At 61.2% G+C, this 25,665-nt stretch carries 22 protein-coding genes and 1 tRNA gene; 17 read left to right on the forward strand and 6 right to left on the reverse strand.

Features of this window, described 5'->3' with window-relative positions:
• The first annotated feature begins 25 nt into the window (after positions 1–25).
• From VWY75_RS06925 to VWY75_RS06935, 3 genes are all read left to right on the forward strand, one after another.
• Positions 26–658 (forward strand): tetratricopeptide repeat protein, encoded by a 633-nt coding sequence (locus VWY75_RS06925; RefSeq protein ID WP_416537357.1) that lies wholly within the window; start codon positions 26–28, stop codon positions 656–658.
• Positions 659–802: 144 nt separating this feature from the next.
• Positions 803–888: transfer RNA gene (locus tag VWY75_RS06930), tRNA-Leu, on the forward strand.
• 30 nt (positions 889–918) lie between these two features.
• Entirely contained in the window at positions 919–1,893 is a 975-nt protein-coding gene (locus VWY75_RS06935) for a glycosyltransferase family 2 protein (RefSeq protein ID WP_416537358.1), read from the forward strand.
• Positions 1,894–2,026: 133 nt separating this feature from the next.
• On the opposite strand, the gene VWY75_RS06940 is transcribed toward VWY75_RS06935, so the two are convergent.
• Positions 2,027–4,555 (reverse strand): ATP-binding protein, encoded by a 2,529-nt coding sequence (locus VWY75_RS06940; protein WP_416537359.1) that lies wholly within the window; start codon positions 4,553–4,555, stop codon positions 2,027–2,029.
• A gap of 453 nt (positions 4,556–5,008) precedes the next feature.
• Between VWY75_RS06940 and VWY75_RS06945 the strand changes: the two genes are divergently transcribed.
• The gene (locus VWY75_RS06945) at positions 5,009–6,376 is read left to right on the forward strand and encodes a methyl-accepting chemotaxis protein (RefSeq protein ID WP_416536265.1); all 1,368 of its coding nucleotides are present in this window, start codon (positions 5,009–5,011) and stop codon (positions 6,374–6,376) included.
• A gap of 338 nt (positions 6,377–6,714) precedes the next feature.
• Positions 6,715–6,897: a hypothetical protein gene (locus tag VWY75_RS06950; protein ID WP_416537380.1), complete on the forward strand. Its 183-nt coding sequence runs from the start codon at positions 6,715–6,717 to the stop codon at positions 6,895–6,897.
• Between the two features lie 30 nt (positions 6,898–6,927).
• Here the strand turns inward: VWY75_RS06950 and VWY75_RS06955 are convergent, their stop codons facing one another.
• Entirely contained in the window at positions 6,928–7,686 is a 759-nt protein-coding gene (locus VWY75_RS06955) for an alpha/beta fold hydrolase (protein ID WP_416537361.1), read from the reverse strand.
• Positions 7,687–7,830: 144 nt separating this feature from the next.
• On the opposite strand from VWY75_RS06955, the gene VWY75_RS06960 reads away from it, so the two are divergent.
• The 4 genes from VWY75_RS06960 to VWY75_RS06975 all read left to right on the forward strand — a co-directional run bounded on the left by VWY75_RS06960 (position 7,831) and on the right by VWY75_RS06975 (position 9,980).
• The gene (locus VWY75_RS06960; RefSeq protein ID WP_340545249.1) at positions 7,831–8,196 is read left to right on the forward strand and encodes a hypothetical protein; all 366 of its coding nucleotides are present in this window, start codon (positions 7,831–7,833) and stop codon (positions 8,194–8,196) included.
• A gap of 66 nt (positions 8,197–8,262) precedes the next feature.
• A complete protein-coding gene (locus tag VWY75_RS06965) occupies positions 8,263–8,850 on the forward strand; it encodes a TetR/AcrR family transcriptional regulator (protein WP_416537362.1) in 588 nt (195 codons plus the stop codon).
• A gap of 91 nt (positions 8,851–8,941) precedes the next feature.
• Positions 8,942–9,619, forward strand: a complete 678-nt coding sequence (locus VWY75_RS06970) for a PspA/IM30 family protein (RefSeq protein ID WP_416537363.1) — start codon at positions 8,942–8,944, stop codon at positions 9,617–9,619.
• Positions 9,620–9,695: 76 nt separating this feature from the next.
• Complete coding sequence (locus VWY75_RS06975) at positions 9,696–9,980, forward strand: hypothetical protein (RefSeq protein WP_416537364.1); 285 nt, start codon at positions 9,696–9,698, stop codon at positions 9,978–9,980.
• An 81-nt stretch (positions 9,981–10,061) separates the two neighbouring features.
• Here the strand turns inward: VWY75_RS06975 and glyA are convergent, their stop codons facing one another.
• Positions 10,062–11,360, reverse strand: a complete 1,299-nt coding sequence (gene glyA, locus VWY75_RS06980; protein ID WP_416537365.1) for a serine hydroxymethyltransferase — start codon at positions 11,358–11,360, stop codon at positions 10,062–10,064.
• 169 nt (positions 11,361–11,529) lie between these two features.
• On the opposite strand from glyA, the gene VWY75_RS06985 reads away from it, so the two are divergent.
• A complete protein-coding gene (locus VWY75_RS06985) occupies positions 11,530–12,291 on the forward strand; it encodes an NAD kinase (protein ID WP_340545253.1) in 762 nt (253 codons plus the stop codon).
• A gap of 452 nt (positions 12,292–12,743) precedes the next feature.
• On the opposite strand, the gene VWY75_RS06990 is transcribed toward VWY75_RS06985, so the two are convergent.
• Positions 12,744–14,171: an amidase family protein gene (locus tag VWY75_RS06990; RefSeq protein WP_416537366.1), complete on the reverse strand. Its 1,428-nt coding sequence runs from the start codon at positions 14,169–14,171 to the stop codon at positions 12,744–12,746.
• 128 nt (positions 14,172–14,299) lie between these two features.
• The gene (gene prpE / locus VWY75_RS06995; protein WP_416537367.1) at positions 14,300–16,189 is read right to left on the reverse strand and encodes a propionate-CoA ligase PrpE; all 1,890 of its coding nucleotides are present in this window, start codon (positions 16,187–16,189) and stop codon (positions 14,300–14,302) included.
• A 40-nt stretch (positions 16,190–16,229) separates the two neighbouring features.
• Here prpE and VWY75_RS07000 point away from each other — a divergent pair, with 40 nt between their 5' ends.
• Entirely contained in the window at positions 16,230–16,409 is a 180-nt protein-coding gene (locus tag VWY75_RS07000; RefSeq protein WP_340545256.1) for a hypothetical protein, read from the forward strand.
• An 85-nt stretch (positions 16,410–16,494) separates the two neighbouring features.
• Here VWY75_RS07000 and VWY75_RS07005 read toward each other — a convergent pair whose 3' ends face one another.
• Entirely contained in the window at positions 16,495–18,783 is a 2,289-nt protein-coding gene (locus VWY75_RS07005) for an NADP-dependent malic enzyme (protein ID WP_340545257.1), read from the reverse strand.
• A 152-nt stretch (positions 18,784–18,935) separates the two neighbouring features.
• Here VWY75_RS07005 and VWY75_RS07010 point away from each other — a divergent pair, with 152 nt between their 5' ends.
• From VWY75_RS07010 to VWY75_RS07035, 6 genes are all read left to right on the forward strand, one after another.
• Entirely contained in the window at positions 18,936–20,033 is a 1,098-nt protein-coding gene (locus tag VWY75_RS07010) for a cupin domain-containing protein (RefSeq protein ID WP_416537368.1), read from the forward strand.
• 153 nt (positions 20,034–20,186) lie between these two features.
• Positions 20,187–20,579 (forward strand): cytidine deaminase, encoded by a 393-nt coding sequence (locus VWY75_RS07015; protein WP_340545259.1) that lies wholly within the window; start codon positions 20,187–20,189, stop codon positions 20,577–20,579.
• A gap of 3 nt (positions 20,580–20,582) precedes the next feature.
• Positions 20,583–21,893 (forward strand): thymidine phosphorylase, encoded by a 1,311-nt coding sequence (locus tag VWY75_RS07020; protein ID WP_416537369.1) that lies wholly within the window; start codon positions 20,583–20,585, stop codon positions 21,891–21,893.
• Positions 21,893–23,110 carry a phosphopentomutase gene (locus tag VWY75_RS07025; protein WP_416537370.1) on the forward strand — a complete coding sequence of 406 codons (1,218 nt, stop codon included), beginning with the start codon at positions 21,893–21,895 and terminating at the stop codon, positions 23,108–23,110. The genes VWY75_RS07020 and VWY75_RS07025 overlap by 1 nt, the downstream gene beginning before the upstream one ends.
• Before the next feature lie 156 nt (positions 23,111–23,266).
• A complete protein-coding gene (gene upp, locus VWY75_RS07030; protein ID WP_014874324.1) occupies positions 23,267–23,899 on the forward strand; it encodes a uracil phosphoribosyltransferase in 633 nt (210 codons plus the stop codon).
• A gap of 229 nt (positions 23,900–24,128) precedes the next feature.
• Complete coding sequence (locus VWY75_RS07035) at positions 24,129–25,460, forward strand: SPOR domain-containing protein (RefSeq protein WP_416537371.1); 1,332 nt, start codon at positions 24,129–24,131, stop codon at positions 25,458–25,460.
• Positions 25,461–25,665: the final 205 nt, after the last annotated feature.

A 25,665-nucleotide genomic window follows, 5' to 3' on the forward strand; every position in this document is an offset into this window, starting at 1 on the left:
GATCGCTTTGCGGCAGAATAGGGGGATGCGACAGTCTTGGATTGCCCCGTTTCTAGCTCTTGGCCTCGCGGCCGCTGCACCCTTTGCTCTGGCCGAGGGGGCGGGCCAGGCGAGAGAAGCCGAGGCGGCCGGGGCCTGTCCTGCCGCACCGGATCACCGTAATGCGGTCGAAGGGCTGATCCGCCGCGTGCAGGCGGCAAGCGATGAGATGACGGCGCAGGCCATTTCCAACCAGTTCTGGCAATATTGGGCAGATGCACCCAATGCTCAGGCGCAGGCGCTGCTGGATCGGGGGATGACCCGGCGCTCGGCCTTTGACTTTCTCGGTGCACTGGAGGCATTTGACAGGTTGGTCGCCTACTGCCCGGATTACGCCGAGGGCTACAATCAGCGCGCTTTTGTCCATTATCTGCGGCGGGATTTTGGCGCGGCGCTAACGGATCTGGATCGCGCAATCGCCCTGTCGCCGCGTCATGTTGCGGCGCTGAGTGGTCGGGCGCTGTCGCTTTACGGGTTGTCGCGCCTGACGGAGGCGCGCCAGGCGCTGGAGCAGGCGCTGGCGCTCAATCCTTGGCTGCCGGAGCGGCATCTGGTGGCGCCGGGTGGTCCATTGGCACCGGAAGGGGCAGGCCCGATGGCGCCTGAAGTGGACCTGTGATCTGTGGGCATTGAGACCCCTGTTTCGCATGACGCGGCGTCCGAAACACCGATTCGGGAAAAATTCCATGATCCGTGAGATATCCCATTGTGCCGCTGCGGCGTCCTCGCTAGGTCTGTGATTGCAACGGGCCAAGCCCGCTGTGCGGACGTGGTGGAATGGTAGACACCGGAGACTTAAAATCTCCTGGCCGTATGGCCGTGCGGGTTCGAGTCCCGCCGTCCGCACCAGTTTCCTCAGTTTGAGATCAGGAGCCTCAGTTGTCTTTTACGCTGGTTGCGACTGCCAAGAATGAAGGGCCCTCGATCCTGGAATGGGTCGCCTACCACAAGATGATCGGGTTTCAGAACATCATCATCTACCAGAACGACTCCGACGATTTTACTGATGAAATTCTGAAAACTCTGCGTGATCTCGGTGAAATTTCCTATTTCTACAATCGGGCTGAACGCGGGCGACATCAGGTCAAAGCCTACAAACGTGCCGCGCGCCAGCCGGAGTTCCGGGATGCGCGATGGGTCCTTGCGCTTGATCTTGACGAGTTTCTCGTCGTTCACACTGGCGCGGGAACCGTCGGCGATCTCATTGATGCCGTGCCGGACTGCGACCAGATCATGGTGAACTGGAAGAAGTTTGGCAGCGCAGGCAGTGCAACCCTGTCGGAGCAGCTGGTGGTGGAGACCTTTTTGCTGGCCGAGGATGACGAACGGGTTGCTACGCATCTGACACCGTTCAAGACGATGTTTGATCCTGCTGCTCATGAGCGGTGCGGCATCCACAGGCCAAATGGCGCGAAGCTTCCCGATGATCAGATCAGAATTTGCAATGGATCCGGCCTGCCAAGCAGCGCCTACGAACATCGCAATTTCAGGGCCAAGGACCCCAGCCTGCGTGCGCTGGCCCAGATCAACCACTACATCACCAAGGATGCGGCGAGTTTTGTTCTGAAGTCGCACCGCGGCAGTGCCCATCAGGCGAACCGGCTGGTTGATCGCAAATACTGGCTGCGCCGCAATCACAATGTTCAGGCCGACACACGGCTTGCGGCCAAGGCTGATAGAATCAGGGCGGGTATGGCCGCATTGGATGTGGCGTCGGGCGGGCGGTTGTTTGACCTGCGCAGCAAGGCCATCGCGCTGCATCGCGCCCGGTTTGAGGCGTTGATGAAAGAGGCCGCCTATCGCGAACTCTATGAGTTCTGTCTGGAAAATCAGATGCTGCCGACAGGCGGCTGACCGTTGAGGTCTCCCCTAGATCCGATCGTTCTGCTGCCCATTCGTCGGACGGATTATCAACCCCAAGGCCGCAGGAGGGCGTCGGCCGTGGTGTTGCGGAGTGGTTGGATGAGGGCGTAAGCCGAGGCTGGCGTCAGGAGTTGGTGCCGTCCTTGGTCTGATCCTGCGGTGCCGCGCGTTCGGCTTGCACGGCGGCGATGGTTTCCAGCAGCAGCGGCTTGCGGATCGGTTTTTGCAGAAAACGGTCCATCCCGGCATCCAGGCAGGCGCGGCGATCGCTGTCAAACGCATTGGCCGTCAATGCGATGATCGCGGGCTGGGCCATGTCGCTGGCGCGGATCTGGCGGGTTGCAGTCAGGCCATCGACCTCGGGCATCGACATATCCATCAGGATGATGGCGGGTTGATGGTCGCGGCACATATCTACCGCTTCGCGTCCATTTTCGGCTTCGATCACCTTCAGCGGCGTGTCGGCCAGGAATTTCAGGATCAGCAGGCGGTTGGTGCGGTTGTCATCAGCCAGCAGCAATACCCCCGGACCAAGCTGCGGCTGGGAGGTTTCCCGGCTGATCTGGGTCGGGGCGATGGGGGCCGTGCGGGCAGCTGAAAGGCGGATTTCCAAGCGGAAGCAGGCGCCGTTGCCGGCGCTGGATTGCAGGCTGATACCGCCGCCCATGCGCTGTGCGAGGATATTGGAGATGGTCAGCCCCAGACCGGTTCCGCCATAGTGGCGTGTGGTTGCGGCATCGGCCTGCGAAAACCGCTCAAATACGTGTTTGGCCTGATCTTCGGAGATGCCAATGCCGGTGTCCACCACGTCGATAAAAAGATGATAGGGATCCTTTGCTCCGCGACTGACGTGCAGGGCGACACTGCCATCGTGGGTGAATTTCACCGCATTGCTCAGCAGGTTGACCAGGATCTGGCGCAGCCGACCGTCATCGCCATGGACCTGTTCGGGCAGGTCATGGGCAAAGCTCAGGGTAAAGGATAGCCCCTTTTCGCGCAGCTTCGGCCTGAGCACGTCGACGGCGCCGTCGACGCATTTGCGCAGGTTGAAATCGACCGTGCTGATTTCCATCTTTCCGGCCTCGAGCCGGGACAGATCCAGGATGTCGTTGATGATTTTCAACAGCGCGACTGAGGAATCACGGATGGTTTCGACACATTGCTCCTGTTCCTCCGACAGCGGGCTCTCAGCGAGGATGTCGGACATGCCGATGATCCCATTCATCGGCGTGCGGATCTCGTGGCTCATATTGGCGAGGAATTCGGTTTTTGCCTGATCGGCCTTTTCGGCGGATTGTTTGGCCTGGGTGAGCTGGGCGTTGCGATGGGTCAGCTGCTGGTTCGCGCGCTTCAACTCGTTGTTCAACTCAACATCGCGGGTGACATCCCATTCGACACCGATCATCCGGTTGCGCCCCCGTCGATCACGGAACGAACAGCCCATGGCCCGGATATTCTTATGAGTGCCATCTTTCAGCTCGATGCAGAAATCGACCGAGTGGTTGTTGCCATTGCGTAGCGCCTCCTGGAAGCCGCTAATAACGCGATCGCGATCCTTGGCGTGCAGAAACGATCGCCAGAGCGACAAAGGCACTTCACCGGCTTCGGCAGGGTCCCCGTAGAGTTCACGCATCCGGCGGTCCCAGAGGGCGTTGTCAGAAGTCTCGTCTATTTCCCAGATGCCGATTTTCGAGGTTTCAACAGCCATTTCGAGACGGCGCGAGAGCGCCTCCAGATCACGTTCGCGCCGTTTGAGTGTCTGGATCACCGAACGCCGCGCTGCGGACAGGCGACCGGCGAGCGCGGTTGGAAACAGAATGAAGGCGCCGGCCAGCAGAACGGTGAACCGCAGTTGCCACTGGTTGTCTGCATGGGCGGGCCAGCCACCTTTGGGCCGGGCAGCCAGCTGCCAGGTGCCTACGGGCAGGACAATGTCCATCAGGACCGGGTTGTCCTTCAGTATGCTCGGGTCACCGTAGAACTGCTCGCCCTCGGCACCCCTGCCGTCTTTGCCGACCAGCGCCACGTCGATCATAAGATCCGGGTTGTTGAGCCCCCCTTGGGTATAGATGGCATCGACATCAATCACCGCCGAGAGAATGCCCCAGAATGATCTGGTCGCTTGCGGGCCCGCGAAGATCGGAAAGCGGGCGATCATACCGCGACCGCCCTGCAGCAGGTTGACCGGTCCGGCAAGGACAAGGTCGCCGCTGTCGCGTGCGCGGAGCGCCGCAGCACGCTGGGCTTCGTTCTTGCGGTAGTCCAAGCCAATTGCAGCCTCGTTACCCGCAATCGGATACATCAGGCGGATCACCAGATCCGGCGCCGCGGCGATGTTGCGCAGACTTGCTTCATCTGCAATCAGTTGTGACGCCAGCTCGGCAAAGCGCCGCTGCGTCATGTCGGGTTCGGTCGAGAGGACCGCCTGCAGCCCGCGCACCAGCTGGATATCGGCTGACAGGTTTCCCTCGATCCGGGCGCGGATCAGCCCCGCTTCATATTGAACATCCGCGCGCAGCTTCTGTTCATAGATTGTGTCATTCTGGGACTCGGCAGACAGCCCGGCCGCCACGATCACCACAAAGGCGACCAGGGTCGGAAGATAGGTCCGATTGTTCAGCGCCTGGATCCATGCTTTGGGCCGAAAACTCATGAAGGCTACACCGGTGGTTATCGTTTACTGCAATCTAGGGTCATTTCTGTCGCAAAACTGTTCAGCCAGTATTAACAATACTCGGTCTTTTCCGCTTTAGGCGATTTTTGTGAATTCAGGTCGCGCGCAAGATGCTCTGTATAGGGGCGTTCTGGGAGCGTATCCTTGATTAATATCAAATTGTGTTCATTTCCGGCTGGCGGTTCGTCAGAAGTCTCACCACCTTGGGTTGAGGGTGCGGCAAGAGTGTTCCTTATGGCGTTAAAACTGGTCGTATGCTTCACTTGCGGGGCGTATATTAAGTAATTGGGATTGTTGCGCAAAATCATGCTTCGGGTTTGCTGGTCATCGGCTTTCGATCATGCTGGTATCGCTCCCTCGGGTTAATGTTTGAGCAATGTCTCTTGGGTATTGAATTTCTAGTGAACTTTCAATGTTAGGCCGAGGGTAACGATGTTTTTCAAGAGAGACGCAAAGAAGAAGTCGGCAGAGTCGACGATGCAGCAGTCGGTCATGGACATGATCGACCGGACGCAGGCGATGATCCAGTTTGAACCTGATGGGACCATCATCGAAGCCAATGCCAACTTCCTTGGCGCGATCGGCTACCCTCTTGAGGAAATCCAAGGCAAGCATCATTCGATGTTCGTGGACCCGGACTATGCCCGCAGCGAGTCCTATGCGGAGTTCTGGCGGGATCTTGCGGCTGGCAAGGCGTTTACGGATCAGTTTCCGCGCGTTGCCAAATCGGGCAAGACGATCTGGATCCAGGCCACCTACGCCCCTGTACTGGACAGCGAAGGCAAGACGATCCGCGTGATCAAGCTGGCCTCCGATATCACTGCTCGTCAGAACTGTGTTGAGGAAATCTCCAGAGCGCTGGAAGCGCTGAGCGACGGCGACCTCAGCTACCGTGTACCAACAAGTGATCTGCCGGATATGCGAGTGCTTTGTGATGCATTCAACAAGGCGCAGGACACCTTGATGGGCGCGGTTGAAACGGTGAAAGCTGTAGCCGAGGCCGTCGGCAGCACCGCCTCTGAGATCAGCCAATCCTCCAGCGAATTGTCGCATCGCACCGAAACCCAGGCGGCAACCCTGGAAGAAACGGCAGCGGCGATTGAGGAGCTGACCTCGACCGTGCGCTCGGCCGCTGATGGTGCCCGCGAGGTCGAGGAAATTGTAAGCAACGCCCGCGTTACCGCCGAAGAAAGCGGTGAGGTGGTGAATAGTGCGGTCACGGCCATGTCGCAGATCGAGGAATCATCCGGCAAGATCTCCCAGATCATCTCGGTCATTGACGACATTGCGTTCCAGACCAACCTGCTTGCACTGAACGCCGGCGTTGAAGCCGCGAGAGCAGGCGAGGCAGGGCGCGGGTTTGCCGTTGTGGCCTCCGAAGTGCGGGCGCTGGCGCAGCGGTCCTCTGATGCGGCGGGCGAGATCAAGCAATTGATCACCGAAAGCTCGCAATATGTTGGCAATGGCGTGAAACTGGTGAGCCGGGCGGGGGAAGAGCTGCAAAAGATCATCGGCAGCGTCAGCACGATTTCCGGCCATGTCAGCCAGATCGCAACCGGCGCCGCCGAGCAATCGGTCACGCTGGTGGAAATCAACACGGGCGTCAGCCAGCTGGATCAGGTGACCCAGCACAATGCGGCGATGGTTGAGGAGGCGACGGCTGCCAGCCAGACCCTGTCCAACGACGCCAATGAGCTGACCCGCCAGATCTCCATCTTCAAGACCGGTTCGGGCGGGCAGAACATCGTGTCCTTCGCAAATGGTGGCGCTGGCGGCTATGGTGCGCGGGCTACCGGCTAGGGCCTGACATAAATGCGGCAGACCTGGGGTTGAGCTGGTCCGACCACTGCTGCGTCACAAGCGATGATATCTGGGGGCACGTCTGTACCAATGGCCCCCGGCAGGCCACCGTCGTACCGCGAGAGCAGGTGCGGCGGTTGTCCGTTTTGGATGTACGCAAGTTCCTGATCAGGCGCGTCCGGCCTGATGATCGTTTGGGCCTGCATCGAAACACAGATTTCCCGATCGGCCAAACCGTCATGGAGAACCTGATCAGGATCAAAGACGATCGAGCGGTCGCGATGGTCTAAGAGGGCAGTTCTAAATGACATCTGCCAACCATGACCGGAGTGACCGACATGATCCGCTTAGCGTCCATTCTCTATTCCCTGATCGGCAGCAGCCTTGCCGGCGCTGGTGTGATCGCGGTGCTGGTCGCCGGTCACGTTTCGGTGGCTGCCATCCTTATGGCGGCGGCCATCGGTGCTATTGCTGGCCTGCCGGTGTCCTATCTCGTGGCGCGTCGTCTGTATCAGGGATGATTCCTGGTCGGTCTGGCGCGGTATCCCCGGTCAGGCGTCAAAGAACCCGCGGGCTGTGGCAACAAATGCGCGCGGGTTTTCTGCATGAAGCCAATGGCCGCAGTCCGGAAGCTTGGCGAAATGCGACTGGCTGAAGCGGGCTTTGATCAGAGGGCGGTGCTCGGCGAGGACATAGTCGGATGCAGCGCCGGAGAGAAACAGCGTGGTGCCGTCCCATTGCGCCTCGGTCTCGGGAAAGCCCATGATCTTGGGCATATCACGTTCCAGCGTGTCCAGGTTCAGCCGCCAGCGTTTGTTGGGCAGGTCAAGCGACTGAGTGAAGAAGCTCTGCAAAGCTTTTTCGACCCCCAGTTCTGCCAGCTGGGCCTCCGCATCGGAGCGCCGCTCAACCCGTGACAGATCGACCTGACGCATGGCGTGGATGAACTGGATCTGGCTATGGCCATAGGCGACCGGGGCGATGTCGGCGACCAGGAGACGGCGCAACGCGTCAGGGTGATTGAGCGCGAGTGTCATCGCTGCCTTGCCGCCCATCGAGTGGCCGATCATATCGACCGGACCGCCGTGCTGCTCGATGACCTCGGCAAGGTCGCTGGCCAGATCGAGATAGCTGTGGCTCTCCGTCCAGGGGCTGTTGCCGTGGTTGCGCATATCGACGGCGATGACCTCGCGATCATCGCAAAGCCGCTTGGCAATCGCGCCCCAGTTGCGGGCGGATCCATAGAGCCCATGCGCGATCATCAAGGTGGGTTTATCAGTCGGGGCGCCATGGCGGATGGTGTTCAGCATGTCCCCGTGATAGCGCCCGATCACGGCGGTCGCCAGTCCCTTTGCGCGGGGGATTGCCCCAATCCTGACCCGGGCCGCCCAGCCATTGAGCGTCGGGCCTGGCCCGGCTAAAGTGCGCGAAACTCCTCATACTCCGGGCAGCCCATGGCAGAGACACTTCTGAAAGAGATCGAACAGGTTCAGGATCTGCTGAAGGACCGTGAACAGGCGGGCGGGGATCTCTCTGCGGCGTTGAACCGGGCGCGGCGACGGCTGCCCCGGCGGATTTACCAGCAGGGGCTGCGACTGGCAGAGGCACAGCATCTTCTGGCGCATCCGAAACTGGCGCTGACGGTGGATCACGAACCGCTGCAACGCGCGGCGCGCGAGGTGAGCAAACATCTGAAATCCATTGATCTGGCCGATCGGCGACGGGGGCGGATACTGGACATCGTTGCGACGATGGCATTTTCACTGATCGTTGTTGCGGTGCTGCTGGTGGTGGTGCTGCGCTGGCGGGGTTTTATCTGATTGCTCTTTTGTTTGCCTGTCTGAGGCGATAACTTGAACGTGGTTCAAGATTGAGGGGCAGAGCAGATGGCGAGCAAGGCCGAAATCCGCAAGCAAGAGTTGCGCGAAAAGCTGGTGGCGGCGGCTGAGATCCGCATTCGCCGCGATGGGGCAGGGGCGCTGCGGGCACGTGATCTGGCGACCGATGCAGGCTGTGCAGTTGGGGCCATCTACAACGCTTTCGACGACATGAATGCCATCGTGATGGCTGTAAACGGGCGGACTTTTCAGGCGCTGGGGCAGGCGGTGCAGCGATCGCTGGTTGGCGCGCAGACGCAGGCGCCAACGGACCGGCTGATCCTGATGAGCCACGCCTATCTGGGGTTTGCGGCTGAAAACACCCGGCTCTGGCGGGCCTTGTTCGATGTTCGGGCGGAGGAGGCCGAGGTGCCCGACTGGTACAGGGCGGCGCTGGAGAAACTATTTGCCAATATTGCCGCGCCTGTTGCCGAGATTTTTCCTGATAAGGCGCCTGAGGATCTGGCGCTCATGGTGCGGGCGCTGTTCTCGGCGGTGCATGGAATCGTGCTTCTGGGGCTGGAGAACCGGATCTCCGGGGTTCCGATCGCCAAGATCGAGCGGATGATTTCCGAGGTATTATCGCGACTTGCATGATTTCCTGAACGTTGTTCAAAATAAACCTTGAACAACGTTCATGATTTTTCTATACCAGATTTATGAACGATGTTCAGATTTGGAGGATGTGATGTTTGCAACGATTAAGACCCTGATCCGAGGCATTGATGCCCGTGCCGAGGAACGGTTGAGCGACACCTATGCGATTGACCTGATCGACCAGAAGATCCGCACCAGCGAAGCAGATCTGACCCGTGCGAAGCAGGTTCTGGCCGGGTTGATCCAGAAGTCCCGTATGGAAACCCGGCAGCTGGATGCAGTGACGCTGCGGATTGCGGATCTGTTGGAGCGGGCGCAGGCAGCGCTGACAGAGGGGCGGGAGGATCTGGCCCAGACAGCTGCCGCCGCGATTGCTGAACTGGAGAATGAGCAGTCCATGCGCCGCCGTACCGTCGATATGCTGGAGCAGCGCAGCCTGCAATTGCGCCAGTCGGTCGAGGCCAGCCATCGTCGCCTCATGGATCTGAAACAGGGCGCCATCGCGGCCCGCGCCACCCGCAAGGCGCAACATGCGCATGGCGGCATGGCCCGCAGCGCCGGTTCCGGTGACACGCTGGGAGAGGCCGAAGCTCTGATCAATCGGGTGATGTCTGCCGAAGACCCCTTTGAACAGAGTGCGATCCTCAAAGACATCGAAACCGGGCTGAGCCATGGCTCGGTGGCCGACGATCTGGCTGATGCAGGGTTTGGGAAGCCGACCCGCAGTACTGCTGCCGATGTGCTGGCACGGCTGCACGCAAAAGCCTGAAACAACACGTATAGGGCCGATGCGCCCGATATCTGATTGACCTTAACACCACCTATGACCAACCGGGAGAAATCCAATGACAAACGCACGCAATGACAACAACCTGATCATCACTCTCAACGTGGCCGGTGTGGCCGTGGCTTACGGGATGCTGGGCATTTCGCTATGGCTGTCGACCGATGTGCCGCTTGCGACCAAAGGGTTCTGGGGCATGGGGATCATGCTTCTGACGCTGAGCCTGATCAATGTTGTGAAATACCGTTTTGATATCCGGTCCAGCGAGGATCGCATCCGCCGTATCGAAGAGGCGCGCAATGAGAAGATGCTGGAGGAGGCTCTGGCAGAGACCAAATCACTCTGATCCCAGTGGGCAGAGATCATGAATAGAAAACCGCCGCGCGCCATGGGCCCGCGGCGGTTGTTGTTTGTTTCCGCGAACGGATCAGTGGTTCGGGTAGAGCGGGAAGCGGGCGCAGAGGGCGGCCACTTTCTCGCGTACCGATGCCTCAACAGCGGCGTTGCCATCTTCACCATTGGCTGCCAGGCCGTCGACCACCTCGATGATCAGATCCGCAATCTCGCGGAATTCGGCTTCACCAAAACCACGGGTGGTGCCTGCCGGGGTACCGAGACGGATACCGGAGGTCACGGTCGGCTTCTCCGGGTCAAACGGAATGCCGTTCTTGTTGGTGGTGATATGGGCGCGGCCCAGAGCCTTGTCCACGATATTGCCGGTCACGCCTTTCGGGCGCAGGTCGACCAGCATCACATGGGTGTCGGTGCCGCCAGTGACGATGTCCAGACCGCCCTTGATCAGCTGATCGGCCAGCGCGACGGCATTGGCCCGCACCTGCTTCTGGTAGTCTTTGAACTCGGGGCGCAGTGCTTCACCGAATGCGACGGCCTTGGCGGCGATCACATTCATCAGCGGGCCACCCTGGATGCCGGGGAAGATCGCGGAGTTCACTTTCTTGGCGATATCGGCGTCATTGGTCAGAATCATGCCACCGCGCGGACCGCGCAGGGTCTTATGCGTGGTGGTGGTTGCAACATGGGCATGGGGGAAGGGCGAGGGGTGTTCACCCGCCGCAACCAGACCGGCGAAATGCGCCATGTCGACGTGCAGATAGGCGCCAACCTTGTCCGCGATCTCGCGGAAGCGGGCAAAGTCGATGACCCGCGGAATGGCGGAACCACCTGCGATGATCAGCTTGGGCTGATGCTCCAGCGCCAGCGCTTCGACCTGATCATAGTCGATCAGGTTGTTGTCTTCACGCACACCGTAGTGGATGGCGTTGAACCATTTGCCGGACTGGTTGGGACGCGCACCGTGAGTGAGGTGGCCACCAGAGGCGAGGTCCATCCCCAGGATGGTGTCGCCGGGCTGGATCAACGCCTGGAACACACCCTGGTTGGCCTGCGAACCGGAGTTGGGCTGAACGTTTGCAAATTCGCAGTTGAACAGCTGTTTTGCGCGGTCGATGGCAAGATTTTCTGCAACATCAACATATTGGCAGCCACCATAGTAGCGACGCCCCGGGTAGCCTTCGGCGTATTTGTTGGTCAGAACGGAGCCCTGAGCCTCCATCACGGCGGCGGAAACGATGTTCTCCGATGCAATCAACTCAATCTCGTCGCGCTGACGGCCGAGCTCATCCGTGATCGAGCCGAACAGCTCCGGGTCGCGCTCTGCGAGGGATTGGGTAAAAAAACCGGGGTCGCGGGAGGTGGTCTCGGTCATGATGACACTCCATCAGTTGGCGTAGTATTCGAGAGATTTCCTATCGGAAACACCTAGGCCCCGAAAGCCCGGAATGCGACGAAATCCCCGCTGAGAGCGGCAAGACTGGCAATCTTGGGAAAGCTGTGATTGTTTCGGAACGAATTGCGTAACACCGGAAACAGATTTGATGACAATGAGAATCGCCTTTCTGGCCAGCCGGGCTCCGGTGGCGCAGTCAGCTCAAGCCGAGATGGTCGCACGCTACGGAAACGTGCCCAAGGAAGAGGCGGATGTGATCGTTGCGCTTGGCGGCGATGGCTTCATGCTCGACACGCTGCACGACACGATTGATCTGTCGGCGCCGGTCTATGGCATGAACCGAGGTACTATCGGCTTTTTGATGAATGAATATGGCGTCGTTGACCTGATCGCGCGGCTGATGGCAGCCGAGGAAGAGATTATTAACCCGCTGTCCATGGTCGCACTGGATGCAGAAGGGCAGACGCATCGGGCTCTGGCTATCAATGAGGTTTCATTGCTGCGGGCCGGTCCGCAGGCAGCCAAGCTGAAGATCTCTGTTGATGATCGTCAGCGTATGGCGGAACTGGTCTGTGACGGGGCGCTTGTATCAACGCCAGCGGGGTCGACGGCCTATAATTATTCGGCGCATGGTCCCATTTTGCCCATCGGTTCGGATGTGCTGGCATTGACCGCAATCGCCGCCTTTCGTCCGCGCCGCTGGCGCGGTGCCTTGCTGCCCAGCAATGCAACAGTGCGGTTTGATGTGCTGGAACCTGAGAAACGGCCCGTGATTGCGGCCGCGGATTCCGTTTCTTTTGCCAATGTTGTTCAGGTTGAGATCGCAACCCAGACCAGGATCCGCCACAAGATCCTGTTCGACCCCGGCCATGGGCTGGAGGAACGGTTGATTTCGGAGCAATTCACCTAAGGTAGATGGCCATTGCCCGGGGTGGATCACGTGTTTGTGATCGCAAGGATCGCGTTTTTGTGCGATAATCGAACTCTAGACAAGGCCGATGCCAGCGGTGACAGCCAAAGGGCATAGCGCTCTCAAGAAGAGAGGCGCAGGATCTACCGGGATGGCCATCGGCCCCTATATTTTAAGCAGCTAAGATTTTGCTTCAGCCGGACTGTGCGGGTATTGATCCGTACGCGTTTGGATCCGCGAAGGCGGGAAACGCCGGGGCGATGGTCCCGCAACCTTCGTGAGATGTTTGTGAACGAGTATCCGGTGGTATCGGAAAATCCGGGGGTCGGTGTGAGCCGAGTCCCGGGTTTCCTTATCCGCGAGCGTGCCGGGTTTCCTTATCCGCGAGCGGTTGGTTTCCCGCGGTTCTTTTCGCGCACCCATAGTATGTATCCGACCATCTGCCAGCCGGGTTAGAGCTGCTCCCACAGTCTGTCACACATGCGCCCGATCCGATCCTCAATGGCGATACAGGCGTCCACTGCCATGTCCTCGCGCCAGCGCGATGCTGCGATCTGCACATTGATCGGCTGCGATCCTGAGGGCAATTTGGCAAGGCGGCTGGGAACCGAGGCCGCAGGCAGGCCGAGGAAGTTCATCGCATAGGAATAGACAGCACAGCCCAGCACCTCATGCACGCCTGCCGCCCCTTCGGTGTCGCGGTCGGGTTTGAAAAATGGCTGCGGCAGGAACGGGGTCAATACCAATGGGTAACGCTGCATGAAGAGCGACCAGTCACGCGCGTATTGCGTGCGTTTGGCCATCATCTGCAGCAGCTCGACGCCGGCAAAGGGCGGGAATTCCTCAAAATAGACTGCAAAGATATCCCGCACCGTTTGCGACCCGGCTGCGTCAACATCGTCTTTCATCAGGGCATAGACCTCGCCCATTAACGCGCGGTACCCTGTGCGCCCGGCATCGAAGACATCGGGGAGCAGGGTTTCCTCGACGATATAGCCTGCATCCAGCAGGGCTGCGCGCGCGTCATCCAAGGCGGCCTCCACCTGCGGGTGGAGTTCGTAGCCGTAGGTCTCCTTGGAAAAGGCGACGCGGATTGGGCCTTCGGTGGCCTGACCGTGCCAGGGCATCGGCACGTGGAAGGGATCGCGAGGATCGGGCGCACTAAGGCTGGGCATCGACAGATGCAGATCCCGTGCCGTGCGGGTGATCAGCCCCTGTACGGACATATTCTGCGCCAGTATTCCACGCTCTGCGCTTTGGCTGGGGTTCCAGGCAGGCACGCGGCCAAGGCCGGGTTTGACGGTTACCGCGCCATTGGCAGCGGCGGGAAAACGTAAGGAGCCGCCGATGTCATTGCCATGGGCCAGCGCGCCGATCCCGGCCATCACCGCCGCACCGGCCCCGCCGGAGGAGCCGCCAGGCGAGATATGGCGCCCCCAGGGATTATGCGTGCGCCCAAAGAGCGGGTTGTCAGTGTCGGCGCGAAAGGAGAACTCAGGGGTGTTGGTGCGACCAATCACGACGGCCCCTGCATCCTGGAGGTTCTTCACCACCGGCGCATCATCCGGCGCGATCAGGTCCTTCAGCGCGGTCACACCGTTGGAGGTGGCGTGGCCCTTCTGATCGACGTTGATCTTGATGGTGACTGGCACACCGTGCAGCGGACCGGGCGTGGCACCCGCATCGCGCGCCTTGTCTAGCGCTCTGGCCCGCTCCAAGGCGTCACTGCCCAGATCCTCGACAACGGCATTCAGATCGGGATTGACCGCTGCCATGCGGTTGATGGAGGCGGCAACGGCGGCTTCGGCGGTCAGATCTCCCGCTCGGGTGTGCTGTGCCAGTTCCGTTGCGCTCAGGCGCCAGATGTCGATGTGTGTCATATACATGCCTCCTTCCCGGCAGGGTAGGCGGGCACGACCGAGTTGCAAGGAAAACCGCGCGGCACATCATACAAAGACAGGCTCCGCCGGGTGGCGAAGCCTGCGTTTGTCAGAAGCCTGCGCGCGTCTTACTTCGCGTATCCGAGAGTTTGCAGCGCTGTGGTGATCTCGTCCAGAATGACCGGGTCATCGATGGTCGCGGGCATCTTCCACGGCGTGCCGTCGGCGATGTTCACCATCGTGCCGCGCAGGATCTTGCCGGAGCGGGTCTTGGGCAGGCGGTCCACGACGCAGGCCAGTTTGAAGGCGGCGACGGGGCCGATCTTCTCGCGCACCAGTTTCACCACCTGCGCGACTACCTCCTCATGGGGCGTGTTGCAGCCAGCATTGAGGCAGAGGAAACCCAATGGCATCTGCCCCTTGAGGCTGTCGGCGACGCCAATTACGGCGCATTCAGCGACATCCGGGTGGCCTGCCAGCACTTCCTCCATGCCGCCGGTGGACAGGCGGTGGCCCGCCACGTTGATCACGTCATCCGTGCGCGCCATGATGTAGAGATAGCCGTCCTCGTCCTTCATGCCGGCATCGCCGGTCTCATAGTAGCCGGGAAAGGTGGTGAGGTAGCTTTTCTTGAAGCGGTCCTCAGCATTCCAGAGCGTCGGCAGCGTGCCCGGCGGCAGCGGCAGCTTCACCGCGATCGCGCCCAGCTCGCCCGGCGCCACCGGGTTGCCGCCTTCGTCCAGAATATCGACTTCATAGCCCGGCATAGGCACGGCGGGGGAGCCGAGCTTGACCGGCAGCTCCTCGATCCCCAGCGGGTTCGCGGCAATCGACCAGCCGGTCTCTGTCTGCCACCAGTGGTCGATCACCGGCACCTTCAGCTGCTCCTGCGCCCAGGTGATGGTGTCGGGGTCCGCACGCTCGCCGGCGAGGTAGACCTGTTTGAGGCAGCCAAGGTCGTATTTCTTGACGTATTCGCCTTTCGGATCCTCCCGCTTCACCGCGCGGAAGGCGGTGGGGGCGGTGAAGAAGCTCTTCACTTTATGCTCGGAAATCACCCGCCAGAAGGTGCCCGCATCCGGCGTGCCAACGGGCTTGCCCTCGAACACGATGGTGGTGTTGCCGTGGATCAGCGGCCCGTAGCAGATATAGCTGTGGCCCACGACCCAGCCCACATCGGACGCAGCCCAGAACACATCGCCGGGATCGACGTTGTAGATGTTCTTCATGGTCCAGTTCAGCGCCACCAGCTGGCCTGCGGTGTGGCGGATCACCCCCTTGGGCTGGCCGGTGGTGCCGGAGGTATAGAGGATATAGGAGGGGTGGTTGCCCTCAACCGGCACGCATTCTGCAGGCTCCACACCGTACTGGAAGCCGTGCCAGTTCACGTCTCGGCCCGGGATCAGCTCGGCCACTTCCTGCTCGCGCTGGAAGATCACGCAGAAATCCGGCTTATGGCTGGCCAGGTCGATGGCGCCGTCCAGAAGTGGTTTGTAATGGACCGTCCGCCCCGGCTCCAACCCGCAGGAGGCGGCGATGATCGCCTTGGGCTTGGCATCATCGATCCGCACCGCCAGTTCGTTGGCAGCAAAACCGCCGAACACCACCGAATGCACCGCGCCAATGCGGGCGCAGGCCAGCATCGCCTCCAGCGCCTCGGGGATCATCGGCATGTAAATGATGACGCGGTCGCCTTTTTCCACGCCCTTGGCCCGCAGCGCCCCAGCCAGGGTGGCGACACGGTTGCGCAGCTCTACATAGGAGATTTCGCGCTTCGTCTGGGTGATGGGGCTGTCGTAGATGATCGCCGTCTGCTCTCCCCGGCCTGCTTCGACATGACGGTCGACAGCGTTGTAGCAGGTGTTCACCTTTGCATCGGCAAACCATTCGTAGAGCCCATCGCCCTTGTCGGTCAGGGCCTTGCTCGGCGCGCGATCCCAGCTGATCGACGCTGCGGCTTCCATCCAGAATTGTTCCGGATTGGACCTCCAGCCCTCATAGACCTCTGAATACGACATGCGGTTCCTCCTCACTCATCCTTGGAGGTGAGTTAGGCGCATGGATCGCCACCGGGCAAGCGTGCTGGGCGACGTCGCGTCAGATTGGCGCAAGAAATTTGCATTTTTTGCCGGTGTGGCGTTGCAAAGTTTTGCAAACAGGGTGCGTTCGCGGAATTTACAGCAAGATGAAGCGCAGTTTGCAAAGTCTCTGCGCAAGCCTCAGAAGCCCGTCGTCTGAGGGAGGGTGGAGCAGGCACTCTGATTCGAGGCCACGTGCCTGCTCTGTTTGTGGCGCTGCGGGATCTGCGCCCCGCAGCCAGCCGTCAGCTGTAGTGGGCGACGGGCGTTCCGGCGATTGCCGCCATGTTCAGCAGCCCGCGGGCGGTGATCGAGGGGGAGACGATATGCGCGCGATTGCCCATGCCCATCAGGATCGGCCCGACCTCCAGCCCGCCGGCCCGCATCTTGAGGATGTTGCGCACACCGCTCGCGGCATCGGCATGGGCAAAGATCAGCACATTGGCCTCGCCCTCCAGTCGCGAATTCGGGAAGATCCGGCTCCGCAGCTCAGGATCCAGCGCAGTATCGATATTCATCTCGCCTTCGTAGATGAAATCGCGGGGCGTCCGGTCGAGGATGTCGATGGCGGCGCGCAGCCGTGCGCCGGAATCGCAGCTGGTATTGCCAAACTGCGATTGCGAACACAGGGCGATCTTTGGCTCCAGGCCAAAGCGGCGTACGTGGCGCGCGGCGCCCAGAACCGTCTGCGCAATCTGTTCCGGGGTTGGTTCGATCCGCACATGGGTATCACCGATGAACAGCGGCCCGTCCTCAAGGATCATCAGTGACAGCGCCCCATGGGGCTCATAGCTGCCACCGCCAAGCACCTGGTTCACGTAGTTCATATGCCAGCGATATTCGCCAAAGGTGCCGCAGATCATGCTGTCGGCCTCGCCCCGGTGGACCATGATTGCGCCGATTGCCGTGGTGTTGGTGCGCATGATCGCCTTGGCCAGATCCGGGGTCACGCCTTCGCGCTGCATCACGCGGTGGTAGCTGGTCCAGTAGTCGTAGTAACGCGGATCGTTCTCCGGGTTCACGATCTGGACGTCGGTGCCGGGGCGGATGCGCAGGCCCAGCCGTTCACAGCGGGTTTCGATCACCTCGGGCCGACCGATCAGGATCGGCGTTTCGGTGGTCTCTTCAAGGATGCCCTGAGCCGTGCGCAACACCCGCTCATCTTCGCCCTCGGTGAAAACGATGCGGCGCGATGCAGCCTTTGCCGCCTCAAAGACGGGTTTCATCAGCAGGGCGGATTTGAACACGGTCTGGTTCAATTTCGCGCGGTAGGCGACAAGATCATCAATCGGACGCTGGGCGACACCGCTGTCCATGGCGGCCTTGGCCACGGCGGAGGACACCACACCGACCAGACGCGGGTCAAACGGCTTAGGGATGAGGTAGTCGGCGCCAAAGGTCAGCTGTTCGCCCTGATAGGCGGCTGCCGCCTCGGCCGAGGTGGTCATCCGGGCCATTTCGGCGATACCCTCGACACAGGCGATCTGCATGGCGTCGTTGATCTCTGTCGCGCCCACATCCAGCGCCCCGCGGAAGATGAAGGGGAAGCAGAGGACGTTATTGACCTGATTGGGAAAGTCGCTGCGGCCGGTGGCGATGATGGCGTTGGGGGAGACGCTGCGCGCCACATCCGGCAGGATCTCGGGGTTGGGGTTGGCCAGGGCAAAAATGATCGGACGATCCGTCATCTTTGCCACCATCTCCGGTTTCAGCACATTCGGGCCGGACAGGCCGAGGAAGAGGTCCGCGCCCTCGATCACCTGATCCAGCGTGCGCAGGTCGGTTTTCTGTGCAAAGGCGGACTTATGCGGATTCATATCCTCGGTGCGGCCTTCATAGACCAGCCCGTGCAGGTCGCAGAGCCAGATATTCTCACGCTTCACGCCCAGTTTCACCAGCATGTTGAGGCAGGCAATCCCCGCCGCGCCACCACCGGTGGAGACAATCTTGATGTCTTCGAATGTCTTACCCGCGACGTGTAGTGCGTTTTTGGCGGCTGCGCCCACGACGATTGCGGTGCCGTGCTGGTCATCGTGGAAGACCGGGATATTCATCCGCTCGCGACAGATCTTTTCCACGATAAAGCAGTCGGGGGCCTTGATATCCTCAAGATTGATCGCCCCAAAGGTCGGCTCCAGCGCGCAGACGATATCGGCCAGCTTTTCCGGATCGCTTTCGTTTACTTCGATATCGAAACAGTCGATGCTGGCGAATTTCTTGAACAGGACGGCCTTGCCTTCCATCACCGGTTTCGACGCCAGCGCGCCGATGTTTCCAAGGCCAAGGACCGCTGTCCCATTGGTCACAACCGCGACCAGATTGCCGCGCGACGTGTATTTCGCCGCGTCCGCAGGATCGGATTTGATTTCGATGCAGGCCTCTGCCACGCCCGGCGAATAAGCCCGCGCCAGATCGCGGCCATTGGCCATCGGCTTGGTTGCGCGGATCTCCAGCTTACCGGGGTTGGGATAGGCGTGATAGTGCAGCGCGGCGTCGCGCAGGGTTTGGGTGTCGGACTTTGGATTTTTGGTCATCAGGCGCTCCAGAGACTATAGTTTAGTGTTAAACGACTTTTGACGTCAGGGAAACAGACTATTCTCGTTGGGTGTTTGGGGGCTGTCGCAAGAGCTTGCGCCCGAGCGCGCTTGGTCTCACTGTGTGGCAAAAGACCAAAAGGGAGCGAAGAATGGCGGATACGATTGCGGAGCTGCGGCTGCCGACGCAGGAGCTTCGGGACGACATCCCGTTTTACACCAAAACCCTCGGGATGAAGCTGGACTCGATCTATCCGGCAGATGATCCGGCTATCGGGGTGTTTTCGGGCCATGGACTGCGGCTGCGGATCGAGCGCGGCGCCGCTGAATCACCCGGCACCATTCGCATCCTGACTGATGATCCCGATGGGTTTGCCGGTGGTGCCCGCAGGCTGACCGCTCCCAATGGCACCCAGATTGAGATTGAAGAGCGCAACCCACCACTGGTGATGCCCGAAACAGTGCATAGTTTTGTGGTTCGGCGGCTGAAGGATCAGGCGCCCTGGATCATCGGCCGCGCAGGCATGCACTACCGCGACCTGGTGCCGGACCGGCTGGGCGGCTCGATCATCGCCAGCCACATCCGCATTCCCGACGGCGGCCCGGTGCCGGATATGGTGCATTTCCACAAGGTGGGCTTTCAGCTGATCTTCTGTATCCACGGCTGGGTTGATGTCGTCTATGAGGATCAGGGAGACAAGATGCGGCTGACCGCCGGTGATTGCTTCATCCAGCCGCCGGAGATCCGCCACCGGGTGCTGGAGGCCAGCGACAATGTGCAGGTGATCGAGATCGGCGTCCCGGCCGAGCATGTGACCGAGATCGACCACGAGATGACCCTGCCGACGCCGCACTACCGCCCCGAACGGGAATGGCAGGGTCAGCGGTTTGTTTACAACAAGGCAGAAGGCGCCGAATGGATGCCGTTCCGCCTGCCGGGCTACATCTGCCGCGACACGACGATTGCCGAGAATACCAAGGGCGTAGCAGGCGTGCAGGTGGTGCGCCGCGGAGAAGGCGCGCCGCAGTGGGCTGCGCATGACACCGATATCCATTTCACATTTGTCATGAGCGGCACAGTCACGCTGGAGGGCGAGGGCCGCGAGCCTTATCAATTGGAACAGGGTGATGCCTTCGTCATTCCGCCGGGCATGAAAACCCGCCTCAGCGCGCCGTCGGATGATGTGGAACTGCTGGAGGTGACGCTTCCGGGTGTGTTCAACACCAGCTTGGCAGAGCCAACGGTCTGACCGCAGATCCTGGGTGGATCATCAGGCAATAGCGGTATTGGCCGGAGGATGTGATATTGTGGTTCAGCTTGGTCGAGGGGGCTTTCGCTCCTTCGGCAAATTCAGCTATCGTCTCAAATTCTGACCAGTTGATCAAAAAATCAGGGAATCGCCATGAGCCTCAAAGATGCTGCCACCGCCGTTCGTGAAAACGCACACGCGCCTTATTCCAACTTCAAGGTCGGTGCGGCGATCCGGGCAGCATCCGGGACGGTCTATGTTGGCTGCAATGTGGAAAACGTCGCCTACCCAGAAGGCACCTGCGCAGAAGCCGGTGCCATCGCCGCAATGGTTGCCGCAGGCGAGACAAAGCTTGAGGCGGCATATGTGATTGCCGATTGCCCGGCGCCAATCCCGCCCTGCGGCGGCTGCCGTCAGAAGCTGGCGGAGTTTGGCGCGCCCGAGGTGAAGGTGACGCTTGCCACCACAGATGGGCTGGAGCGCGAAACCACGATTGGCGATCTGCTGCCCGGCGCCTTTGGCGCGGACCATATGGAACGGAGCTGAGCCATGGACGCACGCGCGATCATCGCCAGCCTGCGCCGGGGAGAGACACCCGGCGATGAAGACCTGCGCTGGTTTGCCGAAGGATTGGCCAATGGGGCCGTCTCGGATGCGCAGGCGGGTGCGTTTGCCATGGCGGTTTGTCTGCAGGGGCTTGGCGTCGATGCGCGGCGGGCCTTGACGCTGGCAATGCGTGATAGCGGTGACGTGCTGCGCTGGGATCTGGATGGGCCGGTGCTGGACAAACACTCTACCGGTGGGGTCGGCGATTGCGTGTCGCTGCTGCTGGCACCTGCGCTGGCGGAATGCGGTGCCTATGTGCCGATGATCTCCGGTCGGGGTCTGGGCCATACCGGCGGGACGCTCGACAAGATGGAAGCCATTCAGGGCGTCAGCACCCAAGTGTCCGAACAGGGGCTGCGCAGCATGATGCAAAGCGTAGGCTGCGCCATCGTCGGGGCGACCGCTGAGATCGCCCCGGCGGACAAGCGGCTATATGCGATCCGTGATGTCACCGCCACGGTGGATAGTCTGGACCTGATCACCGCCTCAATCCTGTCAAAGAAACTGGCGGCCAGCACCGATGCGCTGGTTCTGGATGTGAAAATCGGCTCCGGTGCCTTTATGAAAACGCTGGAGGAGGCCGAGGCGCTGGCCCGTAGTCTCACTGAGACGGCGAATGCGGCCGGTTGCAGGACCTCGGCGCTGATCACTGATATGAACCAGCCTTTGGCGCCCGCGCTGGGCAACGCGTTGGAGGTGGCGGAGGTCATGCGGGTGCTGACCGGTATTTGCGGTCAGACGGGCGCCTTGGCGGAGCTGACGGCGGAGCTGGGAGGTGTCTTGTTGGCACATGGCGGATTGGCGGCGCAGAGCGATGCCGGGGCGGATATGATCCGCAAGGCCATTGCCAGCGGGGCGGTTGCCGAACGTTTTGCCCGAATGGTCGCCGCGATGGGCGGCCCGACCGATTTCGCGGACCACTGGCAGACAATTCTGCCGACGGCTCCGGTGGTACGCCCCATCACCGCAGATCGGGCGGGCCATGTTCACGCCATCAATGGCGAGGCGCTCGGCCTTGCGGTCGTGCGGCTGGGCGGCGGGCGGATGATCGAAAGCGACGTGGTCGACCCCTCCGTCGGACTGGCGGAGCTGGCGCCGCTTGGACGCACGCTTTCAGTCGGCGACCTGATTGGTGTGATCCATGCCGCTGATGAAGACGCCGCTGATGCAGCCGAGGCCAGCCTGCGCGCAGCCTATCAGCTGTCTGATAGCGCGCCTGAGCGGCTGCCGCTGATCTACAAGAGGGTTTCCTAATGGCGCGTGCGTTTCTGGTGGTGATGGATTCCGTCGGTATCGGTGGTGCGCCAGATGCTGGTCACTATTTCAATGGTGATCTGCCGGACATTGGCGCCAATACGCTGGCCCATATCGCCCAGGCCTGCGCTGCGGGCCGCGCAGAGGAGGGGCGCAGCGGTCCGCTGCAGGTGCCAAATCTGGACCGGCTCGGGTTGGGGGCGGCCGTGGCGCAGGCCTCGGCGGTGCCTTGCCCTGATCTGGGTGGGGCGGAGATTATCGGGCGCTGGGGTGTCGCCCGCGAGATCAGCCGGGGCAAGGATACCCCCTCTGGTCATTGGGAACTGGCGGGCCTGCCGGTGCCTTGGGATTGGTGCTATTTCCCGGATCAGACACCCGCGTTTCCGGATGATCTGGTGGCCCATGTCTGCGCGGCGGCCGGAACCGAGGCTCTACTTGGCAATTGCCATGCCTCGGGTACTGCGATCATTGCCGAACATGGCGCCGCGCATATGCAGTCGGGGCAGCCAATCTGTTATACCTCTGCCGATAGTGTCTTCCAGATTGCCGCCCATGAGGAGAGCTTTGGTCTTGGCCGGTTGTTGGCGCTCTGCGAGGTGGTGGCCCCCTATCTGCACGCGATGAAGGTGGGGCGGGTGATTGCGCGGCCCTTTGTCGGGACGCCCGAGACCGGATTTCAGCGCACCACAAACCGGCGTGACTACGCCATCATGCCGCCTGAGCCGATCCTGACCAATTGGGTGCAGGATGCCGGTCGACCAGTGCACGCCATCGGCAAAATTGGTGATATTTTCTCGATGCAGGGGATTGATACGCTGAAGAAAGGCGATGATGCGACGCTGATGCGCCATTTGCAGACGGCAGTGGCTGAGGCCGAGGATGGCAGCCTGACCTTTGCCAATTTTGTCGAGTTTGACAGCCTCTACGGGCATCGTCGCGATATCTCGGGCTATGCGCGGGCGCTGGAATGGTTTGACCAAGAGATCGGCAAGCTGCTGCCGCATCTGCGGGATGGCGACCTGCTGATCCTGACGGCCGATCATGGCAATGATCCGAGCTGGCCCGGCACCGATCACACCCGTGAACAGGTGCCGGTGCTGATGGCCGGCGCGGGGGCCGGACCGCTGGGCAATCTGGCATTCGCGGACGTGGCAGCGACCGTGGCGGACCATCTGAAAATCCCTGCTCAGGGGCCGGGCCGGTCGGTGCTGACCTGATTGAAGCGGGCGGATGAGATGGCGTCCTCGGCAGCTTCGGCGCGCTGAACGGCGCCCGAATTTGCAGCGGTTGGAGACAATAGCCGACAAATCCGCCTTGCCTGTCCCACAGTGCAGGCACTAAGAGAGATTGAATTTTCCTGAAAGGAGCGCCCAATGTCCGATCATCTGACCGTTGTCGACCACCCGCTGGTGCAGCACAAGCTCACCCTGATGCGCGACAAGGGCACCTCTACCGCCGGTTTCCGCCGCCTGCTGCGCGAGATTACCCAGCTGTTGGCCTATGAGATCACCCGCGAGATGCCGCTGACCACCACCACCATCGACACTCCGATGGAGGAAATGGAGGCACCCATCCTTGCGGGTAAGAAACTGGCGCTGGTGTCGATCCTGCGGGCGGGCAACGGGATGCTGGACGGCGTGCTGGAACTGATCCCCTCGGCACGGGTAGGCTTTGTCGGTCTCTACCGGGATGAGGAAACCCTGCAGCCAGTGCAATATTACTTCAAGGCACCCGAGGGGCTGAAGGACCGGTTGGTCATTGCGGTAGATCCGATGCTGGCAACCGGCAACAGTTCGGCCGCGGCCATCGACCTGCTGAAAGAGGCCGGAGCAAATGACATCCGTTTCCTCTGCCTGCTGGCCTCGCCCGAGGGGGTGGAGCTGATGAAGGAGAAGCATCCGGATGTGCCGATCGTGACGGCCTCGTTGGACCGGCAGCTGAACGAGAAGGGGTATATCCTGCCCGGGCTCGGCGATGCGGGTGATCGGATGTTCGGCACCAAATAAGCCTGCGGCCCGCGTGCAGTTCTTGGGGCGGCATGGACACCAGGCACGGCCACGAAGCCAAGGGCGTCTGGCAACAGGCGCCTTTTCCATGTCCGTCGGCTGACACACCCGGGCGCGGGGAGGGTAACGGCAGCGATGTCTCTGGGATCTTTCGTGAAATCGGGGAAACCCTGCTTTACTCAGATTCGCTTTTCGGGCATCCTGCGGCCATATGTTGTGGGGCTCTCGGATGACGCTTACTAGAATTATTGCAAGTGCTTTGATCGCGGCGGCCTGCTTCGGCACAGCAGAGGCGCAGTCGATCCGCCCCACGGAACCGCCGGCAGAATTTCCGCCCGCCTCCTTTGCAGGCAAGCAATATGTCGACAGTCGCGGCTGTGTTTTCATTCGGGCGGGGATCGACGGCAATGTCACCTGGGTGCCGAGGGTAACCCGCAGCCGCAAACAGCTCTGCGGCTTCCAGCCCACTGAGCTTGCTGCGGCCCCCAGTTCGTCGAGAGCCACTTCGGCTCCGGTGCCGGAGCTGATCACCCTGCCGGAGGGGCAGCGAGCGAATAATCTGGAAGGCGCCGTAACTGCAACTACAGAGCCGGTTGCAGCAGCGCGCGCGCCGCAGACCGTCACCACCACCAAGCCGCAGCGCAGTGCCGTGCGACAGGCAAAGCCGCTTCGGGCTGGCACATCAACGGCGAAGCTGCCGCGCCGGCAGCCACTGGATGATGCCTATCGTCCGCCCGTCAGCACCGTAACCACCGCCAGTTCGGCGCCGGGCTTTGGCCGCTGTCCCGGCGCGTCTGCCCTGAGCCAGCAATATATCAACCAGACGGGCAACGTGCGATGCGGGCCGCAGGGGGGCAGCAGCCGCCTGTCCTCGGTTCTGGATCCCAACACCCGCGTTGTTCCCAAGCATGTCTATCAGGAGCGCAGCCTGAGCCGAGGGCTGGTAGTGCCGCAGGGGTATCGCCGCGCCTGGGAGGATGACCGTCTTAATCCGCGCCGGGCGGAGATGTCGCTGGGCGGCGTACTCGCGGCGGCCAACGATGGCGTGCCTGCGGGATATGTGCGGGTGATCCATCAGGATCGCTACAATCCGAACCGCGGGCCGCAAACCGGCGCGATCTGGACGCGCACCGTCCCCCGCGAAGGCATTCGCGGTCCGGTCGATCGATCGGTTGTGAAGCTTTTGCAGAGACAGCTTGCAGGAGATGCGAGCACGTCCGTGGGCACCGATGAGGAGACCCTGGTCACCCGTCTGTCGACCCGGTCGGCGCCTTCCGGCGATGCGACATCAGCGCGCGCGGCCTCGGCTTCGATGGCCAAACCTCAGTCATCTCCGGCTACGCGGTATGTGCGCGCGGCGACCCTCGCCGATGTAAGTCAGGCCGACGCCGTGGCTCAACGGTTGCGCCAAAAAGGGTTGCCGGTGCGTCTGGGTCGGGTCAACCGCAATGGTCAGAGCCTGCAGGTCGTTCTGGCAGGGCCTTTTGTCGGGGAGGCGGCGCAAGCGGCCCTGTCGACAGTGCGCGCGGCCGGGTTCTCTGGCGCGCGGCTGAGCAAGTAATCACGACGGTGGGTCCGGTCAGCCACGTTGTTTGGCCAATCTGCGTTCACGCAACGGAGCGGGGGCGGCTTGGCGCGGCGCTATGATTGCGCCAACCACTTTTAGAACGTCAGAGATATTTGACTTTTTCGTCTCATCATTAACCCAACACGGCCCCGGCCGAACTCCTCCTTCACAACATTGTCGCAATATCGGCAAATGGCTC

Origin of the sequence: Phaeobacter sp. JH20_08 (assembly GCF_048056635.1) — a bacterium.
Lineage (GTDB): Bacteria > Pseudomonadota > Alphaproteobacteria > Rhodobacterales > Rhodobacteraceae > Phaeobacter > Phaeobacter bryozoorum.